Annotated in this window: 3 protein-coding genes; all 3 read right to left on the reverse strand. The window is 42.8% G+C overall.

Features of this window, described 5'->3' with window-relative positions:
* Positions 1-100 precede the first annotated feature (100 nt).
* The 3 genes from QEH52_RS19425 to QEH52_RS19435 all read right to left on the reverse strand — a co-directional run bounded on the left by QEH52_RS19425 (position 101) and on the right by QEH52_RS19435 (position 1,873).
* Complete coding sequence (locus tag QEH52_RS19425; RefSeq protein ID WP_308952617.1) at positions 101-469, reverse strand: hypothetical protein; 369 nt, start codon at positions 467-469, stop codon at positions 101-103.
* Positions 470-519: 50 nt separating this feature from the next.
* Positions 520-933, reverse strand: a complete 414-nt coding sequence (locus QEH52_RS19430) for a DUF6404 family protein (protein ID WP_308952618.1) — start codon at positions 931-933, stop codon at positions 520-522.
* 250 nt (positions 934-1,183) lie between these two features.
* On the reverse strand, positions 1,184-1,873 hold the full coding sequence (locus tag QEH52_RS19435; protein WP_308952619.1) for a hypothetical protein: 690 nt from the start codon (positions 1,871-1,873) through the stop codon (positions 1,184-1,186).
* Positions 1,874-1,977: the final 104 nt, after the last annotated feature.

The following is a 1,977-nucleotide window of genomic DNA, read 5'->3' on the forward strand; positions in this document are numbered from 1 at the left end:
ACAGACTGCGTAGCACGTCGATCAGTCTGGCTGCGGTCCCGCACGGCAGGTGGTGTGAGAGGTGGCGTCCCGTGCGGCGTCACCTACTCGATTTCTGCTTTTAGTGTTCATTTGGGATCCAATAGTAGTATAGGTCGTCTCCGAGTTTTTCATATCCTACTGACTGATCAGATTCTAAAACCATTCCTTCTTTCCTTGGAATCATAAAGCCTGATTCATGGCTAACAAACTTGTATCTGATTATCACTATAGAACCGTAGGACTGCTGAACTAAAACTGGTTCAAACCTGATGAATGAATCGGGCCATTCGTTTTCTGGTATGTCAGCTTGTTCGGTATACTTGCTCAATAGAACTCTCGCATCCGCAACAATTTGATTCTTCTCTTCTTCGGTTAGTTGAGGGATTCGGTTTCGACTACAGCCGACAAGCGTAAGAACGCCCAGTAGTAGAATGCAGATATTCTTCATTTTATTCGCAGAACGATGAGGCCAGGCACCCAGCCTGACGAGTGTGTAGTTCAAGTGATTCTCGGATTATCGGGCGGGTTACATGGGTTGACCTGTGCCGACTGGTTCTGATTGGTTTCGTCTGATGGTGGATATTGCTCCCAAGAACCCAGGCTTAGTCTATTTCTTCTCTTGGCATTAATGATCATGTCGTAAATGCCAACACCACAGGATACGACGAACGACTTCAGAAGACTTTCTATTATTTCGTTTGAGTTGAAGGCGACATAAATGCTTCCACAGATCAGAAACATAATGGAAGTCGTCACTAGAAAATTCATTCCTTTTCCGCAGAAGACTGGAGGAGGTAGGTCAACTTCGAACTTCCAAAGGACCCTATGGATTGGAGTGATGAAATCACCAACAGCCTCGCCCCTGTCGGACATGTCCGACTCAAAGTAGGTGATTTTATCTTTTAGTTTCATTCCTTCTCAGAACAAGAAGAGACTAATGAGTGAGCGGAAGCGAAACTCATTGAGTCATCTGACTGGTTCACAATTCCCGAGGAATATCTTCATGTTAGCTACGACGATGAAAACTATTCCGAATATAATCGCAACAGTTATATATGCTGTAGTCATATCAGCTTCTCTAAAGGCCGTGATTGTCGCGAATATGCTACGAAGTATATATGCACATCCGAGCGCCATATAGGTATATTTGGTCACTCTATTTTTATTTAAAATTCGATTTGGGGTCACCAAAGATGACCATGGTTTCGAGCGCTTCTTCACGATCAGCTACACTAAAAACAAATCTTTCATCGCTTTGCCTTCTGGCTTCTTCTCCTGAATGGATTGTGTTTCTACTCTTCCTCAGGAGATCAAGCCTTCCAAAGCAATCTGAAGATATTAAGCTGATCGACTTCGCAACTTTAAGAAGATTCGAAAAACTTACAGCATACTCTTGGAGTTGCTTAGTTTCAGTTCGGTAACATCCAATTTTAAACGATGTGTCTGAACCTTCTTTTTTGAACTCTTGGTTCGATAGACTCTCAAACTTTTTTTCTTTTACTTCAAAACAGTCCTGAACACTTTTTTTTGTGGTTCGGCTCCCTCTATCGTAACGGTGTCGCAATTGAGAGTATAAGGCTCCTTCGCATATAGATCCTATAAGTAGAATGTCTGTCTGTATGAACCCAACTGATAAATCAAAATCAATGGACATATCGAGCGACCCTTCAACAAGGTTCGTGTGCTTGATCTTGTTTAGTAGATGTCTGTGGAATTCTAAATAGGATAGTTTTTGTGCGATGATCTTTTTTCGCCTGTAATCATGCAGAAAGCTCCATTTTTCTTCGTAATGGGATAAAGGCTTAAAGTCGTAATGCCCGTTACCTTCGATGAATATTTTTCGCGTAGACATTATTTTTACCTAACGTGGAGCACTATCGCGAGTGTAGCGCGTAGCGCGAAATGAGTTGATAGGTGCGTCTGGATATGCTGCCGCCCTTGGTCAGGTGGATTCCG

Origin of the sequence: Thalassobacterium maritimum (assembly GCF_031127805.1) — a bacterium.
Lineage (GTDB): Bacteria > Verrucomicrobiota > Verrucomicrobiia > Opitutales > Coraliomargaritaceae > Thalassobacterium > Thalassobacterium maritimum.